This is a genomic window from Frankia sp. CpI1-P, from assembly GCF_001421075.1.
Taxonomy (GTDB): domain Bacteria; phylum Actinomycetota; class Actinomycetes; order Frankiales; family Frankiaceae; genus Frankia; species Frankia torreyi.
In genome coordinates this window covers 84382-104029 of record NZ_LJJX01000007.1, presented here as the reverse complement: position 1 = coordinate 104029, position 19648 = coordinate 84382, and the positions used below count along the sequence as shown (strand labels likewise).

Sequence of the window (19648 nt, the reverse complement as noted above, 5' to 3'; positions counted from 1 at the left end):
CGCCCGGCCTCCACCGGCCCGCCACCGCGTCACGATGGACGCCGGGGACGAGACCGGCGGGCACCTCGCCCGCACCGGCGATCGCCTCCCCCGCAGCAGGGATGCCGGCCGGTCCGGGCACCCCTGTCGAACCAGGCGCACCGGCCGAGCCAGCGCCAGCGGTCGCGGTCGCGCCCGGCAGGGTGTCGCCGGCAGGGACGCTGCCGTCCGAGGTCGGGAGCACGCTGCCGTCGGCGGCATGGCGGTGGCCGTACGCCGGTCGATGGTCCGGCGGGCCGGTGTCGCCCGGCCCGTGGTCGTGCGGCGGGTAACCGGGATGGGCGTGCCAGCCGACGGCGGGATCGACCCCGGCCGGATCGCGCATGCCGGCCGGACCCCGCTCGCCGCCCGAACCGCGCAGACCGCCCGAACCGTGCAGACCGCCTGAACCGTGCAGACCGCCCGAACCACCAGGGCCGTCGGCACCACCAGGGCCGACAGGCTCGCGATGGACGTCCGGCTCGGTGTTCGGCTCGAGGACGCCGTCCGACTGCGGGCCGGGTTGGTGACGTTGCCCAGGCAGGGGGCCGTGGTCGCCCTCCTGGTGCCTGCCGCCGGTCACCACGGGACCGCTGTCCCGGTCACGCCGGCCCGCGCCGCGCCCGCCGTACCCCGCGAGTCCGCCGTCGCGCGCACACTCGCCGTCCTGTTCGGCAGCGGTCTGCTCACCGCATCCTCCCCTCTGTCCGGCGGAGCCCGCCGGGACGCTACGGGGAGTAGCGTGACGCCTTCACGGTGTCGCGGCCCGTCCGGCGGCGTGTCGCGGCACGGCGTTTCGCGACGGACCCGTCGTCACCCGGCGGTTCCCGCCGCCGTCCGGCGGCCCCCGGCGGGGAAGCACGGGGGCGCTCAGGTGGGCCACCGCGTGGGGATCGACGCGATGCGCCCGCGCGCCCCCTGCCGCGACGGTGGCAGGTCCGACGCAGGCCATGCGGTCACGAAGCCTGCGACGGGGAAGGATGGCCGCCATGACAACCGGAACGAACGACGCGACGTCCAGCCAGGCCCACCGCAACGGCACCCTGAAGAGCCACCTGCGGGCGGAGGTCGCCCGGCGGGGTTCGGTCCCGCTGACGATCGTGGCCCCCGCGGCGGACGATCCGCCCCGGGGTGGCGTGGTCGTCGTGCAGGACGCCCGCGGCATCACGCCCTACCTGGTGTCCGTGTGCGACCGGTTGGCCGGGGCCGGNTGGCTGACTGTGGCGCCGCACCTGTACCACCGGGACGGACGCGACGAGGTCGACCCGGCCGGCGGCTGGCCGGGGGCGATCCCAGCGATGGAGGCGCTGACGGGGACGGGCATCGACGCCGACGTCGACGCGGCGCTCACCCATCTCGCCGACTCCGGCTTCGACGCCGGGCAGAGCGCCATCGTCGGGTTCTGCATGGGCGGCACCGTTGCGCTGCACACCGCCACCCGCCACCCGCTGGCAGCGGCGGTGTCGTTCTACGGCGGCGGGGTGAGCACGCCGTACTGGCCGGGTGTGCCGCCGCTGGTGGAGGCGGCCCCGACGCTGCGCGTGCCGTGGCTCGGTCTCTACGGCGAGGAGGACGATCTGATCAGCACCGACGAGATCGCCGCGCTGCGGGCCGCGGCCTCCCGCAGCGGCGCGCCGACGGAACTCGTCAGCTACCCGGGCGCGGGACACGCCTTCCACAGCGACGACCGGGAGGCGGTGTACCGCCCGGTTGCCGCGGCGGACGCCTGGTCTCGCGCGCTCGCCTTCCTCGACGAGCATGTTCGCCCGCGCTGAGACGTCATCCGCGCTGAGACACCACCCGCACTGAGACACCACCTGCACTGAGCACTACGCCGACCCGCCGTTCGGCCGGTCCGACGGTCGCCGCAGCGGCACCGATCGGACCGGCCGACGCGGCCGGTCAGGAGCGCGGTCGGTCAGGAGGAGGTGGCGGTCTGGGCGAGCAGCTCGGCGAGGGCCGTGCCGGCGATCCGCTTGAACTGCCGCCGGGCGCGGGTCCGGTCGAGCATCCCGACCTCCAGGTTGGCCGCGGTGAGCACCCGCTCGCCGTTCTGCGGCAGCCCCGGCGGGACGCTGACGGTCAGCGCCTGCACCGCGACCCGCAGGGCGTCGGCGAGGGGCTGGCCGTCCCGGTGATGCTCCTTCAACGAGGTCGTGACCTGGTCGGAGGCGCCGCCGATCGCGACGAACCCCCGCTCGTCGGCGATCGACCCGTCGAACGTCAGCTTGTAGATCTGGTCGTCGTCGGTGGTGGGGCCGACCTCGGCCACCACGATCTCGACCTCGTAGGGCTTCACGCTCTCGGTGAAAATCGCACCGAGGGTCTGCGCATAGGCGTTGGCGAGGGCGCGGCTGGTCACGTCGCGCCGGTCGTACATGTAGCCGCGGGAGTCCATCAGGCGGATGCCGGCCGTGCGCAGGTTCTCGAACTCGTTGTACTTGCCCACAGCGGCGAACGCGATGCGGTCGTAGATCTCACTGATCTTGTGGAGGGTCGCCGAGGGGNTCTCGGCGACGAACAGGATCCCGTCCGCGTAGGTGATGACGACGACGCTGCGCCCGCGCGCGATGCCCTTGCGCGCGTACTCGGACTTGTCGCGGACCTGCTGTTCGGGGCTCGCGTATCCGAACGGCATGGTCACGTCAGCCTCCCGCGCTCGTGGAACGGTCCGCGATGATGGCGGTCACCACGGGTTCTACCTCGTCGTCGCCGTAGCGCCGGTACCCGTCGGACGTCACCGACGCGACGATCGGATACAGCTTGCGGATCGTGTCCGGCCCGCCGGTCGCCGAGTCGTCGTCCGCGGCGTCGTAGAGGGCCTCGACGGCGATCCGCGCCGCGTCGTCCTGGGTCAGGTCGGGACGGAAGCGCTTCTTCAGCGAGCCCTTCGCGAACACCGAGCCGGAACCGATCGACTCGTACGTCCGCTCCTCGGACTTCGCCGCGGCGATGTCGTAGGAGAAGATCCGGCCCTTGTCCAGGTCCGGGTCGTAGCCGGCAAACAGGGGGACCACGGCGAGGCCCTGCAGGGCCATCGGGAGGTTCCCCTTGACCATGGCCGCCAGCCGGTTGGCCTTGGCGTCCAGGCTCAGGGTCGCGCCCTCGATCTTCTCGTAGTGCTCCAGCTCCACCTGGAACAGCCGGATCAGCTCGGCGCCGACCCCGGCCGTGCCCGCGTAGCCCACGCAGGAGAAGTCGTCGGCGTGGTGCACCTTCTCGACGTCCCGCTGGGCGATCATGTGCCCCTGCGTCGCCCGCCGGTCACCGGCCATGATCACACCACCGGGGAACGTCACCGCCACGATCGTCGTGCCNTGCGCCACCTCGGTGACCGGCCCCGGCAGGCCACCCCGGGCCCCCGGCAGCAGGTGCGGCGCCGACTGCGACAGGAAATCGGTGAACGACGACGTTCCCGGTGTCATGAACACAGCCGGTAGGCGCCCGGCGCCACCCATTGGATCAGCCACGCATCCCCCTTCCGATAGACGGTCACACGGTCCGCGGCGTCCCGATCGTCTCCGGGAACCGCGGGCGACGTGCGCATGAGCACAACATAGGGCCATCGCCTCCTGGTGCGGTCGGCCAGGGCGACCGGCCGGGCGATCGACGGCGATCCGCCCGCGGGGGGCCCCGGCCCCGAACCGGCCCCACGAACCGTCCGCAGGGCCTCCGCCAGCCCCCGGCCGACCCGCCCGCAGCACCCGACCGCACCCGGCGCCGCGCCGCGGGCCGGATCAGGGCCGTCCGGGCACGCCCGGACGGCCGCCGACGCGACCAGCGACGATCCGCACCCCGCGAACCGCAGCGGCGCGGCGCGTAGACGGGCGAAAACGCGGTTCCCGGGCCCGGCGGACCATCCACGACCCTGCCTCACCTGCCGGCGGAACCGACGGGCGACACGCGGAGCGCGGGTGGGCGACCCGGCCGACGGCGGTCAGGCGACACAGGGCGACCGCCACGATCGGGAGGCACCTTCGGTGCCCCGAGCGCGCCCGGAGCCGGTGCGTGGCGCGGGCTCAGCCCCGCCGACGCCGGGGTTGCGCGGTCACTCGCCGCCCTTCTGGACGTAGCCCTTCACGAACTCCTCGGCGTTCTCCTCGAGGACGTCGTCGATCTCGTCGAGGAGCGAGTCGACGTCCTNGGAGAGCTTCTCGTGCCGCTCCTTGAGGTCGCTGGCCTCGTTGCCCTCGGCCGCGACCTCCTCGACCTCGTCGGCCTGCCGGTTGGTGTGCTGCTGCCCGCCGCCGCTGTCCCTGGTGGCCATGAAGCCCTCCTTCGATCGCCTGGCGCGACACTATCCCGCCCCACCGACACCATCAGACGGATCGGTGAGAGGTCCACTCCATCACGAACTGACCGTCTCGTCGCGACGTCCGCCCAGGGCGCAACGCGCGCAGGTCAGCCGGGGAGCAACTCGGCCCGACGGTGGGCCAGGACGGGCCGCTCGGCTCACCGACCGGGCAGCGCCGCCAGGCGGCCCGGCGAGCGGCCAGCGCCGCCGGTCGGGCTCAGCGGCCGGCCAGCGCGTCGACGAGGTCCGCGGCGGTGGCGCAGCGGTCGAGCAGCTCGCCCACGTGCGCCCTGGTCCCCCGCAACGGCTCCAGGGTCGGCACCCGCTGCAGGGAATCCCGGCCGATGTCGAAGATGACCGAGTCCCACGACGCCGCGGCGACCTGCTGCGGGTAGCGGGCGAGGCAGCGGCCGCGGAAGAACGCCCGGGTGTCCTCCGGCGGCTCGGTCATCGCCCTGGTGACCTCGTCCTCGCTGACGACCAGATCGAACCGGCCGCGCTCGACGAGGCGGTTGTACAGGCCCTTGTCCGGCCGCACGTCGTGGTACTGCAGGTCGACGAGCTCCAGGCGGGGCGAGTCCCAGGCCAGGGCGTCGCGCGAGCGGTACCCCTCCAGGATCGACAGCTTGGCGACCCAGTCGAGTTCCCGGGAGCAGCTCATCGGGTCGACCTCGAGGCGGCCGAGGACCGACTCCCAGCGGGAGAGGATGTCGGCGGTCTGCGGGTCCACGTCCGAGCCGAACCGGTTCTCCACGTACTTGCGGGCCTGCTCGAAGTACTCCATCTGCAACTGCACGCCGGTCATCTTCCGACCATCGCGCAGCGTCACGAGATGCTTGAGCGAGGGGTCGTGCGAGATCGCCCGCAGCGCGGCCACCGGGCCGTCCACGGACAGGTCGACACTGAACCAGCCGTCCTCGATCATGGCGAGAACCAGCGCCGTCGTCCCCACCTTCAGGTAGGTGGCGACCTCGCTCATGTTCGCGTCGCCGATGATGACGTGCAGCCGGCGGTACTTCTCCGGGTCGGCGTGCGGCTCGTCGCGGGTGTTGATGATCGGACGCTTCAGCGTCGTCTCGAGGCCCACCTCGACCTCGAAGAAGTCCGCCCGCTGGCTGATCTGGAAGCCGGCCTCACGGCTGTCGACGCCGAGGCCGACCCGACCGGCTCCGCAGACGACCTGGCGGGAGACGAAGAACGGGGTGAGGTTGCGGACGATCTCCCCGAACGGGGTCGACCGGGCCATGAGGTAGTTCTCGTGGCAGCCGTAGGAGACGCCCTTGTTGTCGGTGTTGTTCTTGTACAGGTTCACGGGCTTGGAGCCGGGCACCGTCAGGGCGCGGCGGGCCGCCTCCGCCATCACCCGTTCACCGGCCTTGTCCCACAGCACGACGTCACGCGGGTTGGTGACCTCGGGCGAGGAGAACTCCGGATGGGCATGGTCGACGTAGAGCCGCGCCCCGTTGGTCAGGATGACGTTGGCGAGGCCCAGGTCGTCCTCGTTGGCCGGCGCGCTCGGGTCGACCGCCGGCTCCCGGGGGNGCTCGAAGCCTCGCGCGTCCCGCAGCGGCGACTCCTCCTCGAAGTCCCACCGGGCACGGCTGCCCGAGGACGACGTTCTGTTGGCATAGGAGTTCACCACCAACGACGAGGCCAACATCTGGTTGGTGTTCGGCTGACCGGGCACCGACACCCCGTACTCGGTCTCGATTCCCATGATCCGGCGCGCGCTCACTCTGCAAGCGTANGTGCTGCGCGGGCGGTCGGTTGGCCGGACGTCCGCCTTGTTTGTTCTGGGCGGTCCGCACGGACCCGTTCCGCCCGACGCGGATCGGTGCGGCGAGCCCCCGAGCCGGACCCTCCCGAGGCCCGGGGATCCCCGATCGGGGGCACCCGGGGCCGGGCCCGGATCGCGGCGCGACCGGCACGCGGGTGTCGCCCATGCCGGTGGCGGCGCGCCTCGGTGAGAGCCCTCGTGGCGGGCGCAGGCCCCGCGGACTGGGCGGGTTTTCGGCGCACGCATGCCGCGGCGCCCGGAACCTTCTCGGTCCCGGGCGCCGCGGTACGGAGCAGGCCGCCCCGCCGCGGTCGCCGTACCTAGCGCGACCGCGACGGAACTGCGGTGAGTGTTCCGCCGGTCGTTACAGGTACTGGCCGGTGTTCGCGATGGTGTCGATGGAGCGTCCGGCCTCGGTGCCCTTCGTTCCGGTGACGAGCGTGCGGATGTAGACGATCCGTTCGCCCTTCTTGCCGGAGATCCGGNCCCAGTCGTCCGGGTTGGTCGTGTTCGGCAGGTCCTCGTTCTCCTTGAACTCGTCCAGGCACGCGGCGAGCAGGTACTGCATGCGCAGACCCTTGAGGCCGCCCTCGATGTGCGCCTTGACCGCCATCTTCTTGGCGCGGGCGACGATGTTCTCGATCATCGCGCCCGAGTTGAAGTCCTTGAAGTACAGGACCTCCTTGTCGCCGTTGGCGTAGGTCACCTCGAGGAAACGGTTCTCCTCGCTCTCCGCGTACATCCGCTCGACGACGCGCTGGATCATCGCCGCGACCGTGGCCTCCCGATTGCCGTCGAACTCGGCGAGGTCCTCCGGGTAGAGCGGCAGGCTGGGCACGACGTACTTGGCGAAGATGTCGCGGGCCGCTTCGGCGTCGGGCCGCTCCACCTTGATCTTGACGTCGAGCCGCCCCGGCCGCAGGATCGCCGGGTCGATCATGTCCTCGCGGTTGGACGCGCCGATCACGATGACGTTCTCGAGCTGCTCGACGCCGTCGATCTCGCTGAGCAGCTGCGGAACGATCGTGTTCTCCACGTCCGAGGACACACCCGAGCCGCGGGTCCGGAAGATCGAGTCCATCTCGTCGAAGAACACGATCACCGGCATTCCCTCGGACGCCTTCTCGCGCGCCCGCTGGAACACCAGCCGGATCTGCCGCTCGGTCTCGCCGACGAACTTGTTGAGCAGCTCGGGGCCCTTGATGTTGAGGAAGAAGGCCCGGCCGTTGCCCTGGCCGGTGATCGCCTCGACCTTCTTGGCCAACGAGTTGGCGACCGCCTTCGCGATCAGCGTCTTGCCGCAGCCGGGTGGGCCGTAGAGCAGCACACCCTTCGGCGGCTTGAGCTGATGCTCCCGGTAGAGCTCCTTGTACAGGAACGGCAGCTCCACCGAGTCGCGGATCGACTCGATCTGACTCTTCAACCCGCCGATCTGCTCGTACCCGATGTCCGGGACCTCTTCGAGGACAAGCTCCTCGACCTCGGACTTCGGGACCCGCTCGAAGGCGTACCCGGAGCGGGGCTCGATCAACAACGAGTCCCCCGCGCGGATCGGACCGTCGAGCAGCGGTTGGGCCAGCATGACCACCCGCTCCTCGTCGGTGTGACCGATCACCAGTGCTCGGTCACCGCTTTCGAGGACTTCCTTGAGCAGGACAATCTCACCCTGCCGCTCGAACGAGCGCGCCTCGACCACGTTGAGGGCCTCGTTGAGCATGACCTCCTGGCCGGGCGAGAGCGAGCCGACGTCGACACTCGGCGACACGGTCACCCGGAGCTTTCTGCCCTGAGTGAACACGTCGACGGTGCCGTCGTCATACCGGAAGACGAAGATCCCGTAGCCGCTTGGCGGCTGCGCGAGTCTGTCGACCTCCTCCTTCAGGGTGACGATCTGGTCGCGCGCCTCCCGGAGAGTGGCGACGAGTCTGTCGTTCTGTCCCGTGGCGGACGACAGCTCGGCCTGTATCTCCGCGAGGCGTTCCTCCAGCACCCTGACCTGCCTGGGCGATTCGGACAACCTACGCCGCAGCATGGCCACTTCCTCTTCCAGGAAGGCGACCTGCGTCGTGAGCTCNTGTGCTTCCTTCTCGTACGCCGACCGCCGTGATTCGGCATCACCTGGACGACCCGTGCTCCCACCGGAGCCAGAGCCCGAACGGGGACCGGACACTGCGCCTCCNCCNCCCCCGTGCTGACCGGGACGCACCCACACTACCGTTGTGACCGCCGCTGGCAGGCCGGTCGCGCAAGGACGACCGGGCTTTGCCGTAAACAGCGGGTTACGGTGCCATGGTGACAGAAGATCGGAGCCCTGTGGCAACTCCAGCGAAGCCGGGCGTTTCGGCGGGCCTGCGCGTGCGGGTCGACCAGAACGCCTGCACCGGCGACGGTCTGTGCGTCCAGCTCGCCCCCAGCATCTTCGAGTTCGACGTCGACGGGCTGGCCTACGTCAAGGACGACGCCGGCGAGCTCCAGACGACCGACGGGGCGTACGTGCCGGTACCCCTCCCCGTCGTGGACGCGGTCGTCGACGCGNCCGACGAGTGCCCGGGAACGTGCATCTACGTGGAACGCCCGGACGGCACCCTGGAGGCCGGCGGCCCCCTCGGCTGACGCCTCCATCACGCCGAGCCCCTCCATCGCCGCGAGACCTCTCCATCGGCAAGAGACCCCCCGTCGACGAGAGACCCCCCGTCGACGAGACCCCTCCATCGGCGAGAGACCCCTCCGTCGGCGAGAGGGTTTACAGGAGGTCGATGACGCCCCAAGGGCGGCGAGAGGTCACTGGCCTTCTGCAACTGCGACCGCCCTGCCGCCTCGGTCCCGATCGACCCGACCGTGGGGCCGCCGTGGCCTCTCCTGGTCCGCGTGTCCTGGTCCGCGCGGGTCAGGCCCCGGGCCTGCCTGGTCGGCTCGGCCTCGTGCAGCCGCTCACCAGTTCCTCATCCCGCGTTCGGTGACGAAGCGTGATGTCGGACTGCACCCGCCTCGCCATCGAACGGCCCACCGCCACCCCTCCACACCGCCTCGCGAGGCGGGGGTGTGCAGGGGAACGGGGCAACCTGTTCCTTCTGGGGGGACGAATCGGACGCCGAACCCCCCAGAAGAAACAGGTAGGCGCTCTCCCCGTATCCGCCGCTGGCGCACGGGCCGTAGCCCGCTTCGCGACGCGCCTCAGCCACACCCCCTAACGTCACGGAAGGTGACAGCAGGACGAGAGGGGGCTTCTGGGGGGTACGCCACGTCGCTGGTGGAGTCAGCTCCCACGCGTGGCTTCGGGCACCGCATCCACGACGGGTTCGGGCACCGCATCCACGACGGGTTCGGGCGCAGCTCCGGCGAGGGCCGTCGCGGCCGGCTCGGCGAGAAGGGCACCCGCCTCGGCCGGATCCGCGCCGGCCGGATCCCCGAGGGCGCCCTTTGCCGGGCGTCGACGGCGGACCGGAGGCGTGACCCCGTCGGCGAGGCGACGCGCGGTGACCAGGAAGCCCGTGTGGCCGACCATGCGGTGGCCGGGGCGGACCGCAAGGCCCTCGACATGCCAGTCCCGCATCATCGTCTCCCACGCGGCGGGCTCGGCGAACGTGCCGTGGGCCCGCAGGGCCTCCACGACCCGGGACAACTGCGTCGTCGTGGCGACGTAGGCACAGACCACCCCGCCGGGAACGAGCGCCGCGCTGACGGCGTCCACGACGTCCCAGGGCGCGAGCATGTCGAGGACGACCCGGTCGACGTCCCGTTCGGTCGTCTCGGCCAGATCGCCGACGATCACCGTGTGCGCCGGATGCGGCCCGCCGAAGAACGTCTCGATGTTGCGCTGGGCGATGGCGGCGAAGTCCTCCCGCCGCTCGTAGGAGATCAACCGACCGGCATCCCCGATGGTGCGCAGCAGGGAGCAGGACAGCGCGCCCGAGCCGACGCCGGCCTCAAGCACCCGCGCGCCCGGAAAGATGTCCGCGTACGTGACGATCTGGGCCGCGTCCTTGGGGTAGACCACGGTCGCCCCGCGGGGCATCGACAGCACGAAGTCCACGAGCAGGGGGCGCAGCGCCAGGTAGTCGGTGCCGCCGGTGCTGGTGACGACGATGCCCTCGGGCCGGCCGAGCAGCGCGTCGTGTTCGACGGCGCCGCGGTGGGTGTGGAACTGCTTGCCCGGTTCCAGGACGACGGTGTGCTTGCGTCCCTTGGGGTCGGTGAGCTGCACCCGGTCGCCCTTGGTGAAGGGCCCGCGGCGGTGCGCCGCGCCGGTGGGGCCGGGGCGAAGATCGGGCTCGGTCACCGCTGCGCCACCATGCGCGCGGCGGCGGCCGGGTCGAGGCGGGCGACCAGGTCGACCATCGCGAGCACACCGACCGGCCGGCCGTGCTGCAGCACCAGGTACTCCGAGGCGGGCATGCTCTGCACGGCGGCGAGCAGGTCCTCGCCCTCCAGGTCGGCGTCGAGCACCATCCCGGGCGAGATCGCCCGACTCACCTCGTCCACGGACATCCACGGCCTCCGATGCTCGGGCAGCGCGTCGACCGCCGAGCCATTCATGATCTTGATGGGATTACCGTCTCGGTCGATCACCGCGACGGCGGTGGCGCCGACCTCCTGGGCCCGCCGCAACGCCTCGGCCAGCGGCACGGCGCCCTCGACGGGCAGCGTCCGGCGCACCAGCCGGCCGGCGGACAGCCCCGGCAGCCGACCGCGCAACTGGGCCGCACGCAAGGACTGGAAGGCCGCGAAGGCCAGGAACGCCGCCAGAGCATACGTGTAGAACAGGCCGAAGCTGTCGCCGGAGATCGTCGTACCCCAGACGACCATGCCCGCGGCCACCACGAAGCCGCCGTAGGCGCCGGCCCGCAGCCCGCGCAGCTTGTCCCCGGTCACCGCCCACACGGCGGCGATGACCACCCGCCCGCCGTCCAACGGCACGCCGGGGGCCAGGTTGAACACGAACAGCGCCAGGTTGATGACCCCGAGATCGCGCAGCACCACCCCGACNTTGGTGTCGTCGCCGATGCCGAGCAGGCCGAGGAAGCACAGCCCGGCAAGCAGACCGTTGGCCGCCGGACCGACGAAGGCGATGAGGAACTCGCGGCCGGGACTGCGGGGTTCGGGCTCGAACTCGGTGAACCCGGCGAACCCGTGCAGCGTCACCGAACGGACGGTGTGGCCGAAGGCGAGGGCGGCCAGGCAGTGGCCGATCTCGTGGACCAGCAGGGAGAGCAGGAAGCCGACGGAGATCACCGTGGCCATCGCGAGGACCTGGCCGTCCGACGCCGTCGGNAGCCNGTCCCGGATGGAGCCGGAGAGCAGGTAGGCCACCAGGAGGGCGAAGATCAACGCAAGCGGCGACACCATGATCGGGACGCCACGAATGCGCCCGATGACGACCCCCGGCGGCCGTTCACCCGGATGNCGCGACGCACCACCCGTGCCGCCATGGGCATCCGAGCCGGTGCCACCGTGCTGATCCGTCATGGAACCGATGCTACGGACCAGATCCGGCCGCGTCTGCCGGCCCTGTCNACGCCTGTGACCAGCGNGGGTGCCGGGGGTCTCCGGCGAGGGCGGGACCGTCGCCGGGGACGTCCCTCGCCGCCGGCCGGGACCGACCCGCGGGACTGTCGGTGGCGGGTTCTAGGGTCGGGTCATGACCACGACGCCGCCGCCTGGTTCCGCGGCATCCAGCGAGGCTTCCGTGCCGGCGGTCGACCCCGCAGCGCCGGGCGGGCCGCGGGATGCCGAGCGGCCGCTGATCGGGTCGCTGTCGCCGTCGCGGGCGGCGGACTTCGTCAACTGCCCGCTGCGCTACCGATTCCGCGTCATCGACCGGCTGCCCGAACCGCCGAGCGAGGCGGCCAGCCGCGGGACCGTCGTGCACTCGGTCCTGGAGAACCTGTTCGACCTGCCGCCGGCCGGGCGGACCCTCGAGGCCGCGCGCGCGCTGGTCGAGCCGGCCTGGCGGGCGCTGCGCGAACGGGAGCCGGCGGTCGAGGCGCTCTTCGACGGCCCGGACGCGCTCGCCGCCTGGCTGGATTCCGCGCGCGAACTGCTCGCGGGGTACTTCGCGCTGGAGGACCCGGCCCGGCTCGCCCCCTCGGCCCGCGAGCTCTACGTCGAGCATGTGCTCGACTCCGGGCTGCGGCTGCGCGGCTACGTGGACCGGCTCGACGAGGCGACGACTCCGCAGGGCGTGGCCCTGCGGGTGGTCGACTACAAGACCGGCCGCTCGCCCGGGCCGGCGTTCGAGGGTTCGGCGATGTTCCAGATGAGGTTCTACGCCCTGCTGCTGTGGCGGATCCGCGGCGTGATCCCCCGGGAGCTTCGCCTGTACTACCTCGGTGACCGCACCTGGTTGCGGGCCGCCCCGGACGAGGCGGACCTGCGGGCCACCGAGCGGCGGATCGAGGCGCTGTGGGCGGCGATCGACCGGGCCCACCGCAGCGGGGACTGGCGGGCCACCCCGAACCGCCTGTGCTCCTGGTGCCACCACCAGGCGCTGTGCCCGGCGTTCGGCGGCACGCCGCCGCCGCTGCCCCGGCCGGCCCCCGCCGTGCCCCTCGACGACGCGGCCCCGGCCGTCTGCGAGGCGGACGGCTGACTCCCGCCGTGCAGGACGCCGCCCACGGGCGAGGCCGGGAACGTCGAGGGGACGCGGGTTGTCCGGGGATTCCGGATCAATCCCGAGATGCGGATCATTCCTCGATCGTTGGGGACTCCGACGGTGCGATCGAGGGTCGTCCGGACCGGGCGGCCGGCGGGCGGACCCCGCCGAGCGTGGCAGTCGCAGTCCGCGCGCCGAAACACCTACGTAGGACGATGGGACGGCCCTGTACCCGGCGGCGGGCAGGGGCATCGGCAGACGCGCCGAGCGCGCGAGGAGAGGACGTCACGATGGCCCGACGGACCGGATCATCCCCAGGCGGGAGGCGGGACGCGGGCAGGGGCGCTCCGCCCGGTCGCCCGCAGCGGGTGGCGCGGACCACCGAGCGCGGGGACGACCGCCGCGAGCAGCCCGCCGCCGGCATCGCGGGCAATCCCGGCGGCACGGGCGGCCAGGTCCCGGCGGCGCGCGCCGACCGTCTGACGAAGGTCTACGGCACCGGGGACACGACCGTCACCGCGCTGCGCGGGATCGACCTGGACTTCCCACGCGGCCGGTTCACGGCGATCATGGGGCCGTCGGGTTCGGGGAAGTCCACGCTCATGCACTGCCTGGCCGGCCTGGACACGGTGACCCGCGGGCGGGTGTTCATCGGCGACGTCGACCTGTCCCGGCTGTCGGACAAGGAGCTCACCCGCCTGCGCCGGGACCGGATCGGTTTCATCTTCCAGCAGTTCAATCTGCTGCCGACGCTGACCGCGGCGGAGAACATCACGCTGCCGCTGAGCATCGCGGGCCGCGCTCCGGATCAGGCGTGGATGCGCACCGTCGTCGACGCGGTCGGCCTCGCCCCCCGGCTGGGGCACCGGCCGAGCGAGCTGTCGGGCGGCCAGCAGCAGCGGGTCGCGTGCGCCCGCGCCCTCGTCACCCGGCCCGAGATCATCTTCGCCGACGAGCCGACCGGCAACCTGGACTCCCGCTCGGGCGCCGAGGTGCTGTCGTTCCTGCGGGACTCGGTTACCGAGCTCGGGCAGACGATCGTCATGGTGACGCACGACGCCACCGCCGCCTCCTACTCGGACGAGGTGATCTTCCTCGCGGACGGTCGGCTCGTCGACGCGATCGAGCAGCCGACCGCGGACGAGGTGCTCGACCGGATGAAGCACCTCGACGCCGCCCAGCGCGGGCTGCTCCCCGACGGCGCCGACGCGGCCGGCGAAGCGGACGCCTACGACGACGTCCGGGACGGCCGGGACGGCCGGGACCGCCACGACGATCGGGACCGCCACGACGGCCGGGACGGCCGGGACCGCCATGACAGCCGGGACGACCGCGACGGCCGGGCCCGCCGCGCGCGTCCCGCGGACCGCGAGCCTCAGGGCGACCGCGCCCGCCACGACGACTACGGCGCGGCGCCCCGCCCACGGGGCTACCCGGAGGGCGACGACCGGTACGGCGACTACGACTACCCCGACCAGCGCTACGGCAACGATGGCCGGCCGGCGCGGCCGGCGCCCTACGACGGCCGCTACGGCGAGCCGTTCACCGGCGAGTTCAATCCCGTCCCCGGGCCCGAGACCGGGCCGTTGGGCGCGACCGGACCGCTGGACGGGAGCGGGCCGGGCGGCGGCCGCTACGGTGGCCCGGCAGGCAACCCGCGGCGCCGGCCGGTGCCGCGCCCCACCGGCCCGCGCGATGACGACGCCCCGGACGGCTACGGCGCCCCGGACGGCTACGGCGCCCCGGGCGGCTACCGGGCGGACGGGCCCGGGTCGGCGGGCTGGGCCTGAGTCGATGCTGCGCGCCACCCTCAAGAGCCTGCTGGCCCGTAAGGTCCGGCTCGCTCTGTCCATGCTGGCGGTTGTCGTCGGCGTGAGCTTCGTCACTGGCACCCTGGTCCTGACGGACACGCTCAACCGGACGTTCAACAGCCTGTTCGCCGACATCAACAAGAACGTCAGCGTCGCGGTCCGAGCGGTCAACCAGATCGACCCGACGAGCGACTCCGGCCGACCGCCGCTGCCCGCGTCGATCCTCGACACCGTGGCCAGGGTCGACGGGGTGCGCGCGGCCGTCGGGTCGGTCAACGGCCAGGCGGTGCTCATCAACCCGCGCACCGGCAAGCCGGCGAAGGAGGGCGGGGCGCCGGGGCTGGGCAGAAACTGGACGGGCGGCCAGCCGACCGCGTCCGAGCAGCTCGCCGAGGGCCGCGCCCCTGGTCCCGGCGAGATCGCGGTGGATCGGGCGACGGCGCGGGACCTTCATCTCGCCCTCGGAACGCGGATCTCCGTGCAGACCAAGGGTGCACCGGCGACATACACGCTGGTCGGCACGTTCCGGGTCGCCGGGCAGGACAGCCTCGGCGGCGCCGCCGTGACCGCGTTCGACACCGCCACCGCCCAGCGGGTGCTGCTGGCCCCCGGCCAGTTCAGCTCCATCCACCTGGCGGCCGTCCCCGGCCTCGGCCAGCCGGAGCTGCGCGCGCGGGTCGCCGCCGTGCTCCCCGCCGGCATCGAGGCGATCACCGGCACGCAGCTTTCGGAGGAGAACGCCAGCGCCGTGCAGCAGGCGATCAGCGGCTTCTCGACCTTCCTGCTGATCTTCGCGGCGATCTCGGTGTTCGTCGGGGCGTTCATCATCTTCAACACCTTCACGATGCTGGTGGCGCAGCGGGTGCGGGAGCTGGCACTGCTGCGGNCGATCGGCGCCAGCCGGCGTCAGGTGCAGATCTCGCTGCAGGTCGAGGCGGCTCTGGTCGGCTTCGCCGGCGCAAGCGTGGGGCTGCTGTTCGGCGCGGGGCTCGCCGTGCTGCTCCGGGCGGCCGTCGGGGCGTTCGGCGTGGATCTGCCCAGCGGCTCGCTGGTCTTCGAGGCGCGCACGATCATCGCCGCCTACGGCGTGGGGATCCTGATCACCTCGGCCGCGGCCTTCGTGCCGGCGCGCAAGGCGGCGTCCGTGCCGCCGATCGCGGCGATGCGGGAGACCTACGTGCTGCCGACGCGCTCGCTGCGCACCCGGGCCGTCGCCGGGACCGCCCTCACGGCGCTCGGGGTGCTGCTGCTCGTCCTCGGGACCGCGTCGGCGGGCAAGTCGGGAGCCGCCGCCGTCGGGGGTGGCGCCGCGGGAATCTTCCTCGGTATCGCCACCCTGTCGCCCCTGCTGTCCGNCCCGATCATCCGGGTGCTCGGCGCGCCGTTCGTCTCGCTGTTCGGCACCACGGGCCGGCTCGGCCGGGAGAACGCGATGCGCAACCCGCGACGCACCTCCTCGACCGCCTCCGCCCTCATGATCGGACTCGCGCTGGTCAGCGCCTTCTCGATCCTCGGACAGTCGATCAAGGAGTCGGTGCGCACGACCGTGCAGGACAGCCTCGGCGCCGACTTCTTCCTGACCGCCCAGGGCTTCGGCCAGGGCTTCAGCGGCCAGGTGGCACGCGATCTGGCCGGGAAGCCCGGCATCGAGGTCGCGACCGGGCTGCGCGGTGGCCTGGCGAAGATCGGCGGGCGCGACGCCCAGGTGCTCGCCGGGGATCCGGCCGGCCTGCCCAAGGTGCTGGCCCTCAAGAAGGTCGCCGGAGACCTCCACGCCCTCGGCGACGGCACGATCCTCGTGGATGACGGCGTCGCCGCCGACCGCCACCTCGGCGTCGGGCAGAAGATCCCCGTCACCTTCCCCAACGGCACCCAGGACCTCACCGTCGCCGGGACGTACAAGAAGAGCCAGGTGGCCGGCTCGTGGATCATCTCGACCGGCCAGTTCGCCCGGCACACCACCGACGACCTCGACCTGTTCGTGCTGGTCAAACGCGCCGACGGGGCCGACCCCGCGGCCGTGCGCGCCGAGATCNACAAGATCGTCAAGCCGTACGCCACGGTGGAGGTACGCGACCAGTCGGAGTTCGTCGCCCAGCAGGAGAAGCAGATCGACCAGCTACTGGGCTTCATCTACGTCCTGCTGGCCCTGGCGGTGATCATCGCACTGTTCGGCATCGTGAACACGCTCGCCCTGTCCGTGATCGAACGGACCCGGGAGATCGGGCTGCTGCGCGCCGTCGGCATGAGCCGCGGGCAGATGCGGGCCATGGTCGTCATGGAGTCGACGATCATCTCCGTCTTCGGCGCCGTGCTGGGCGTCGTCGTCGGCAGCATCTTCGGCTGGGCCCTCACGAAGGCCCTGGCCTCCCAGGGCATCAGCACGTTCGCCTACCCGGTCCAGACGATCATCATCGTCATCATCGTCGGCGTCCTGCTCGGCATCCTCGCGGCCNTCTTCCCCGCCCGCCGCGCCGCCCGCATGGACGTCCTGCGCGCCATCTCCGCCACCTGAGCTGGGCCAGAGCCGCGGCAGGCGCACCCGCGACCTCGCCCAGGGGTTTGCGGCGCCCACGGCCCTCCTACTCGCGGGAGGCCAGGCACCCGCACCGGACCGCGACAGCCAGCCGGCACCCGTCCACGCGACCGTCGACGCACCCGTCCACGCACCCGTCCACGCGACCGTCGACATGGCCGGAACATCCCAGGCCAAGCCGAGCCGACCCAGCCCGTCGTCGCCCCACCCCGAGCGCGGCGCGGCCAGATTGCTGCCACATCATGCCGAGGGTTCGGTACGGTTTTCGGGCGAAAAACCGTACCGAACCCTCGGCACGATTATGTACACGGACGATTACCGAAGGAGCCTTCCCGCGAAATCCTCGTCCGCAGGTGCCCTTGTCCACAGGCCTCCGGCTCATCCACAGCTGGCCGAGTGCCGCTGCCCAGAAGGCGACATACCCGCCAGGCTGGCCGGGTGGACCTTCCCGCGCTTCCGCTCTCCCTGCGTCGGCTCGCCGCCCGCCAGGACGGCATGCTCACCCGGACCCAGATCCGGCAGGCGGGTCTGACCCGCCGGCAACTCGATCGCCTGGTCCGGGGCGCCGGCTGCTCCACGCCGTTCCGCGGTACCGTCCTGCTCCCGGGTGCGCACCCGCTGCGCGGACCGGTGCGGGCCGCGCTGGTCGGCCGGCCAGAGGCAGTCGTCTGCGGCGTGACCGCCGCCCGGCTCCTGGGCCTGCCGGGGCTCGACCAGACAGGCACGGCGCGCGAGCCGGTTCACCTTCTGCTCCCCCGGTCCGCTCACGCGGCCGCCGGCATCGACAACCTCATCCGGCATCTCGGTGCCCTGCGCCCCGACGAGCGGCAGCTCCGGCGAGGCATCCCGGTCACCACCGTCGAGCGCACACTGGCGGACCTGGTCCTGGACAGCGATCGGGAGACCGCCGTCAGCCTGCTCGACGCCGCGCTGCACCAGGGGCGAGTCCCGGACATCGGCGCCGTACTCAGGCCGGCAGCCGGCCGCCGGGGAGTGGTCGCCCGCCGGCACTGGTTTGCGCTCGCCGACGGTCGGGCCGAGTCACCTCTGGAGACGCGGCTACGCCTGTTGCTGCTCGACGCCGGCCTGCCGCCGGAGGAGCTGCAGTGGCAGGTGTGGGACCCCGCCAGCCCGACGGAGCGGGGCAGGCCGACGGGGTCCACGAGCGTCGATCCCCTCGAAGGGACGCCGGACGAGCCGCCGGACCGGGTCCCGACGCTGGGAGGCCGTCCAGTTGCCCGGCTCGACCTGGCCTGGCCGAGCCGGCTGGTCGCCGTGGAGGCGGACGGCGCCGCCTATCACCGCCAGCCACGCGCGCTGTTCCGCGACCGCATGCGGCAGAACGACCTGCTGGCGGCTGGCTGGACCCTGCTGCGCTTCACCTGGGCCGATGTGCTGGGCGGTCCGGCCGGCGTCGCCGAGATGGTGCGCCGCGCGCTCGCGCTCGCAGAGGTCACGGTCAGGTTCCGACCGGATGGGCGCCCAGCAGTTCGTCGAGCAGGTCGAGGGTGACGTCGTGCAGGCTGGCGACGATCGCGGCGAGGCCTGCGGGCACTTCGAGGGCGTCCGCTGACGCCGCGTCGGACCCCGCGAGGGCGGACGGCGCTCCATCCGACGCAACGGCGGCAGGCGGGACGGCGGCAGGCGGGGTGGCCGTGGGACGCGGGGTGGCCGTGGGCGGGGCCGGGGCAGGCGGGGTGGCGGTGGGCGGGGTGGTGGTGGGGTCGAGGAGATCGGGCATGGAGGGGACGAGGATGGTCGCGCAGCCGGCGGCCACACCGGCGCGCGCGCCCGAGGGGCTGTCCTCCAGGACGACGCAGCGCCGCGGGTCCACGCCGAGCATGCGGGCGGCGGTCAGGTAGGGCTCGGGATCCGGCTTCCGGCGGCTCACCTCGTCGCCGGCCACCGTCGTCGCGAACAGCTCCCGACCGATGACGCCGAGCACAGGGTCCATCAGGTCCCGGAAGGACGAGGAGACCAGCGCCGCCGGGACGCCCCGCTCTCGCAGGACGGCGAGCAGTTCGACGGCGCCGGGCTGCGGGACGATCACGCCTGGCTCGCGGAACAGCTCGGCGGAGCGTCGCAGCAGGAACCGCGCCGTGGCCGGGACGTCGGACGGCGGCCGGCCAAGCATCGAGACCATGATCGGCACCGCGGTGTCGATGCCGTGGCCGATCATCGCCCGCTTCATCGCCGACGTGAACTCGCCGCCGAGCCGCGCCGCCGCCTCGTGCTCGGCGACGGTCCAGATCGGCTCCGTGTCGACGAGCAGGCCGTCCATGTCGAAGAAGACCGCCGCGAGGCTTCCCACGTTGTGCTCCCAGCTCGAATCGGTGCGCTCCGGACGGTTCCGGGTGCGCGGGTCGGACGTGCCTTGCCCGGACGCGGGGTCGCGGCTGCCGGCCGCCGGCTGCCCACGCCGGCCGGTCCCGCCCGGGCGGGACCGGCCTCCGGTCTGGAGAGGCGCCGCTCTGCCCGGTACGGACCGGTCCTGCCCGTATGCTGCCGGATCGCGGCCGCGCAGCGGGCGGCGGGCGGCCCAGCGGGCTCGGAACGCGGGGTTCGGCCCGTCCGGGCGGCCGAGACCTGAGGACCTCGTTACACCGCCCTTCGGCGGGAA

Annotated in this window: 9 protein-coding genes and 17 pseudogenes; 12 read left to right on the top strand and 14 right to left on the bottom strand. The window is 72.6% G+C overall.

The window, feature by feature from the left end; translation table 11 throughout:
* Positions 1-1007: 1007 nt before the first annotated feature.
* Together FF86_RS42105 and FF86_RS06820 are read left to right on the top strand one after the other, a co-directional pair.
* Positions 1008-1228 (top strand): annotated as a pseudogene (locus FF86_RS42105) (dienelactone hydrolase family protein); the annotation flags it as partial.
* 1 nt (position 1229) lies between these two features.
* The coding region (locus FF86_RS06820; protein WP_242418306.1) for a dienelactone hydrolase family protein at positions 1230-1793 on the top strand (564 nt) is incomplete at its 5' end.
* A 143-nt stretch (positions 1794-1936) separates the two neighbouring features.
* Here the strand turns inward: FF86_RS06820 and prcA are convergent.
* The 10 genes and pseudogenes from prcA to arc all read right to left on the bottom strand — a co-directional run.
* Positions 1937-2525 (bottom strand): annotated as a pseudogene (gene prcA / locus FF86_RS06815) (proteasome subunit alpha); the annotation flags it as partial.
* A gap of 1 nt (position 2526) precedes the next feature.
* A pseudogene (locus FF86_RS42100) lies at positions 2527-2662 on the bottom strand (proteasome subunit alpha); the annotation flags it as partial.
* A 1-nt stretch (position 2663) separates the two neighbouring features.
* A pseudogene (gene prcB, locus FF86_RS06810) lies at positions 2664-3335 on the bottom strand (proteasome subunit beta); the annotation flags it as partial.
* Position 3336: 1 nt separating this feature from the next.
* A pseudogene (locus tag FF86_RS42095) lies at positions 3337-3488 on the bottom strand (proteasome subunit beta); the annotation flags it as partial.
* A 578-nt stretch (positions 3489-4066) separates the two neighbouring features.
* Positions 4067-4161 (bottom strand): annotated as a pseudogene (locus tag FF86_RS42090) (ubiquitin-like protein Pup); the annotation flags it as partial.
* Position 4162: 1 nt separating this feature from the next.
* Positions 4163-4285, bottom strand: a 123-nt coding sequence (locus FF86_RS42085) for a ubiquitin-like protein Pup (protein ID WP_242418337.1), incomplete at its 3' end; no start/stop codon positions are given.
* 244 nt (positions 4286-4529) lie between these two features.
* Positions 4530-5853, bottom strand: a pseudogene (gene dop / locus FF86_RS06800) (depupylase/deamidase Dop); the annotation flags it as partial.
* 1 nt (position 5854) lies between these two features.
* The coding region (locus FF86_RS42080; protein WP_396229798.1) for a proteasome accessory factor PafA2 family protein at positions 5855-6047 on the bottom strand (193 nt) is incomplete at its 3' end.
* Positions 6048-6453: 406 nt separating this feature from the next.
* Positions 6454-6574 (bottom strand): annotated as a pseudogene (locus FF86_RS61965) (hypothetical protein); the annotation flags it as partial.
* Position 6575: 1 nt separating this feature from the next.
* Positions 6576-8163: pseudogene (gene arc / locus FF86_RS06795) on the bottom strand (proteasome ATPase); the annotation flags it as partial.
* A gap of 215 nt (positions 8164-8378) precedes the next feature.
* On the opposite strand from arc, the pseudogene FF86_RS06790 reads away from it, so the two are divergent.
* Both FF86_RS06790 and FF86_RS42075 read left to right on the top strand, forming a co-directional pair.
* Positions 8379-8624 (top strand): annotated as a pseudogene (locus tag FF86_RS06790) (ferredoxin); the annotation flags it as partial.
* A 1-nt stretch (position 8625) separates the two neighbouring features.
* Positions 8626-8702: pseudogene (locus tag FF86_RS42075) on the top strand (ferredoxin); the annotation flags it as partial.
* Between the two features lie 643 nt (positions 8703-9345).
* Here FF86_RS42075 and FF86_RS06785 read toward each other — a convergent pair.
* From FF86_RS06785 to FF86_RS42065, 3 genes and pseudogenes are all read right to left on the bottom strand, one after another.
* Positions 9346-10368 (bottom strand): tRNA (adenine-N1)-methyltransferase, encoded by a 1023-nt coding sequence (locus FF86_RS06785; protein WP_052681075.1) that lies wholly within the window; start codon positions 10366-10368, stop codon positions 9346-9348.
* Positions 10365-11075, bottom strand: a pseudogene (locus FF86_RS42070) (site-2 protease family protein); the annotation flags it as partial. The gene FF86_RS06785 and the pseudogene FF86_RS42070, both read right to left, overlap by 4 nt.
* A 1-nt stretch (position 11076) precedes the next feature.
* Positions 11077-11360, bottom strand: a pseudogene (locus tag FF86_RS42065) (site-2 protease family protein); the annotation flags it as partial.
* 367 nt (positions 11361-11727) lie between these two features.
* Here FF86_RS42065 and FF86_RS06775 point away from each other — a divergent pair.
* The 8 genes and pseudogenes from FF86_RS06775 to FF86_RS06760 all read left to right on the top strand — a co-directional run bounded on the left by FF86_RS06775 (position 11728) and on the right by FF86_RS06760 (position 18540).
* A complete protein-coding gene (locus FF86_RS06775) occupies positions 11728-12678 on the top strand; it encodes a PD-(D/E)XK nuclease family protein (protein WP_044885201.1) in 951 nt (316 codons plus the stop codon).
* A 293-nt stretch (positions 12679-12971) separates the two neighbouring features.
* Entirely contained in the window at positions 12972-14471 is a 1500-nt protein-coding gene (locus tag FF86_RS06770) for an ABC transporter ATP-binding protein (protein WP_044885200.1), read from the top strand.
* Between the two features lie 4 nt (positions 14472-14475).
* A pseudogene (locus FF86_RS42055) lies at positions 14476-15378 on the top strand (ABC transporter permease); the annotation flags it as partial.
* 1 nt (position 15379) lies between these two features.
* Positions 15380-15847: pseudogene (locus FF86_RS42050) on the top strand (FtsX-like permease family protein); the annotation flags it as partial.
* A 1-nt stretch (position 15848) separates the two neighbouring features.
* Positions 15849-16527 (top strand): annotated as a pseudogene (locus FF86_RS42045) (ABC transporter permease); the annotation flags it as partial.
* A 1-nt stretch (position 16528) separates the two neighbouring features.
* Positions 16529-16947: pseudogene (locus tag FF86_RS42040) on the top strand (FtsX-like permease family protein); the annotation flags it as partial.
* 1 nt (position 16948) lies between these two features.
* The coding region (locus FF86_RS61960) for a hypothetical protein (RefSeq protein WP_255355728.1) at positions 16949-17007 on the top strand (59 nt) is incomplete at its 5' end.
* A 459-nt stretch (positions 17008-17466) separates the two neighbouring features.
* On the top strand, positions 17467-18540 hold the full coding sequence (locus FF86_RS06760) for a type IV toxin-antitoxin system AbiEi family antitoxin domain-containing protein (RefSeq protein WP_052681074.1): 1074 nt from the start codon (positions 17467-17469) through the stop codon (positions 18538-18540).
* On the opposite strand, the gene FF86_RS06755 is transcribed toward FF86_RS06760, so the two are convergent.
* Positions 18488-19309, bottom strand: a complete 822-nt coding sequence (locus FF86_RS06755; protein WP_370657258.1) for an HAD family hydrolase — start codon at positions 19307-19309, stop codon at positions 18488-18490. The genes FF86_RS06760 and FF86_RS06755 overlap by 53 nt on opposite strands.
* Between the last annotated feature and the right edge of the window lie 339 nt (positions 19310-19648).